The organism is Pseudomonas sp. 05N434, assembly GCF_056396965.1.
Window position 1 is genome coordinate 1 of the sequence record NZ_JBFTMK010000598.1, and the last position, 2955, is coordinate 2955.

Below are 2955 nucleotides of genomic sequence, written 5' to 3' on the forward strand. Positions count from 1 at the left end.
GGCCGACTTTGTGCAGCAACACTGAGGCGTGTTCGTGTGCCTCTTTTTTAGCGCTGCCGAACAACCGCCCCAGTAAAGGCGAGCGCRGCAGTTCGAGGCCGAGGGCGACGTTGTCCAGCACGGTCAGGTGCGGGAACACCGAATAGCGCTGGAACACCACGCCACGGCTCGAATCCGGTTCGCCAGCCAATGCCTGACCGTCCAACAGAATCTCGCCACGACTGGCGCGTTCCTGGCCGAGCAATAGCCGCAGGAAGGTCGATTTGCCGCAACCCGACGCGCCGACCAAGGTGCAGAACTCACCTTCGTTGACGCTCAGGTTCAGCCCTTCAAGCACCACCTGATCGGCGTATTGCTGCCAGACGTTTTTCACTGTGATGAAGCTCATGCCCGCGCCTCTTCATAACTCATTTGGAGGCACCTTGGTGCCAGGGAAAGGCCCGTTGGGTCAGGTGCTTGAGGCCCCAGTCCATCAGCCAGGCGAGCAGGGTGATCCACGCCACGTAGGGCAGAATCACGTCCATCGCCAAGTAGCGGCGCACCAGGAAGATCCGGTAACCCAAACCGTCCGTGGAGGCGATGGCTTCGGCGGCGATCAAAAACAACCACGCCGAGCCGAGCATCAGTCGCAACGAGATCAGCAGGCGCGGCAGCAATTGCGGCAGCACCACGCGCAGCATCAGAGTCCAGGTTGAAGCACCGAGGGTCTGCGCCTTGATCAGCAATTCCAGCGGAATTTCCCGGGCGCGCTGTTCCAGATCACGGGCCAGGCATGGGGTGATGCCGATCACGATCAGCATCACTTTCGACAACTCCCCCAACCCGAACACGATGAACAGAATCGGCAGGATCGCCAGCGGCGGCACCATCGACAGCACCGTCAGCACGGGCGACAACGGCGCACCAAACAGCGGCAGCGTACCGGCGGCGATGCCCAGGCACAGCCCGGCCAGCGCACTGATGCCGAGGCCGATGGCCAACCGCCGCACGCTGGAGGCGGTGTCTTGCCAGAGCAGGTATTCACCAGTGCGGGCGTCGGCGGTGAAGGCCAGGCGTTTCACCGCGTCGGTCATCTGCACGGCACTGGGCAGCAGTTTGTCGTTGGGGTTGTCCATCAGCCGTTCGGCCGAGCCCATGAAGTAGGCGAACAGCACCAGGGCGAACGGCAGGATCACCAACAGCAGGCGACTCGGGCGATCCGGGTGGCGATTGATCAGGCGCATGGCCAGCTCCTCCTGTCTTACAGCTTGGCGTCGGCGGCCATCTGCACGTAAGTCGGGTCGAAGCGCAGCTTGAGGTTGCCTTTATCGCCGCTGGTCACGCCATTGGCGAAGGCCATGCCGATGGCGCTGGTGTCCTTGGCGCCTTCACCCAGCAAGCCGTGCTGGAACGAGAACTCGGCGACCTTGCGCATGGTGTCGGGCAGTTGCTTGCTGGTGGAGAACGCCAGGGCTTCTTTGGGCGTGGCGAACAGTTTGGTGGTGTCTAGTTGCGCCTGGAAACCGGCCAGGTCGGTGCCCGAAGCTTTGGCCATGTGTTCGAGGGCGGCCTGGCTGGTGGCGTTTTTCGCGTTCATCAACGCGACCACTTCGAACCAGGCGCCGGTCAGGGCTTTGCCCAGAGCCGGGTTGTCTTTGAGGGTGGCGCTGTTGACCACCATCATGTCCATGATTTCGCCGGGGATCTGGCTGGAATTGAACACTTCGGTCACCGCAGGCTTGGCCTTGATGTCCGAGAGCATCGGGTTCCAGGTGGTGACGGCGTGAACCTGTTCGGTGTTGAAGGCAGCCGAGATATCGGCATCGGAGGTGTTGATTACTTTCAGGTCTTTCTCGGTAAGGTCTACCGAGTCCAGAGCACGGGCCAGCAGGTAATGGGACACGGACAGCTCCACCAGATTGACGTCCATGCCCTTGAGGTCGGTGACTTTCTTGCCTTCGCCTTTGAGCACGATGCCGTCGTTGCCGTTGGAGAAGTCGCTGACGATCAGCGCTGTGCTGTCGACGCCACCGGCAGCCGGAATGGTCAGCGCGTCCATGTTGGTCATGGTGCAGCCGTCGAACTGGCCGGCGGTGTATTGGTTGATGGATTCGACGTAGTCGTTGAGCTGCACCACATCGATCTTGATGCCGTACTTTTTCGCCCATTTGTCGACGATGCCTTGGCTGCCGGCATATTCCCAAGGCATCCAGCCGGCATAAATCGTCCAGCAGACGCTGAAATGGTCTTTCTGTGCGGCGTGGGACGAGACGCTCACGAGGGCTGCAAAAGCAGCGGCGAGCAGGGCGGGTAAACGAAGTCGGGACATGGGATGGTTCTCCAGTTGATCAAGGGCGGACAGGAAGGCAGCGGCACCGCGAACGGTGGCTTGTCTCCCGGGCTTTTGTCCCGCCGTGTAACCTCAACTGGAGGTCGCCAACTCTCGGACCAGTCACTCGCGATTGCGAGCCGGAACCCTAGTCAGCCATTGCAAATTGTGGTGCCGCGAACCTGTGATGACTCCTGCACGTCTTTGGTTAAGCGAGAGCCGTGCCAAGTCGGCTTGAGCGCTCTGGCTGGGGGCATGGAAGGGAGGGCGAGACAAACAGGGGAGGGCGCTTTGCCTTGTCATGGTGCGCAGCGCATGGGTATGCACCGTAGAAGGACAGCTAGCCGCTGATCTGAAGGTCGATGCGATCAGGCACTCGGTGCCTGTTTTAAAGTCAAAACAGGTGTGACTCGACTGCCGTTGCAGGTCTTTCAGGAGGCCTCCATGTTCTGTCAGAAAAAGCTCCGCCAAATACTGCTCAGTGTGTTTTTTGGTTTGGGTCTGTCCGGGTGTTACTACTATGTAGGGGGCGCCGATGTTTATCCGGCACCTTATTACTACCCCGGCTATTACTACTCACCTTACTACTACGGTGGCCCACGCTTTTACGGGGGTTATCGTTACTACTATTTCAGTGGGCCTCGCTA

General features: G+C 60.2%; 4 protein-coding genes and 1 riboswitch. Of the genes, 1 reads left to right on the top strand and 3 read right to left on the bottom strand.

Translation table 11 applies throughout. From position 1 onward, the window contains the following. The 3 genes from AC1DLB_RS26540 to AC1DLB_RS26550 form a co-directional block, all read right to left on the bottom strand. The coding region (locus AC1DLB_RS26540; RefSeq protein ID WP_477785961.1) for an ATP-binding cassette domain-containing protein at window positions 1-388 on the bottom strand (388 nt) is incomplete at its 3' end. A 19-nt stretch (window positions 389-407) separates the two neighbouring features. Next, window positions 408-1223: an ABC transporter permease gene (locus tag AC1DLB_RS26545; protein ID WP_064619757.1), complete on the bottom strand. Its 816-nt coding sequence runs from the start codon at window positions 1221-1223 to the stop codon at window positions 408-410. 17 nt (window positions 1224-1240) lie between these two features. Beyond that, window positions 1241-2308 (bottom strand): putative urea ABC transporter substrate-binding protein, encoded by a 1068-nt coding sequence (locus AC1DLB_RS26550; protein WP_018926799.1) that lies wholly within the window; start codon window positions 2306-2308, stop codon window positions 1241-1243. A 62-nt stretch (window positions 2309-2370) separates the two neighbouring features. Further along, a riboswitch (guanidine-I (ykkC/yxkD leader) is annotated at window positions 2371-2471 on the bottom strand. A 281-nt stretch (window positions 2472-2752) separates the two neighbouring features. Between AC1DLB_RS26550 and AC1DLB_RS26555 the strand changes: the two genes are divergently transcribed. Beyond that, on the top strand, window positions 2753-2955 hold a 203-nt coding region (locus tag AC1DLB_RS26555; RefSeq protein WP_477785962.1), incomplete at its 3' end, for a hypothetical protein.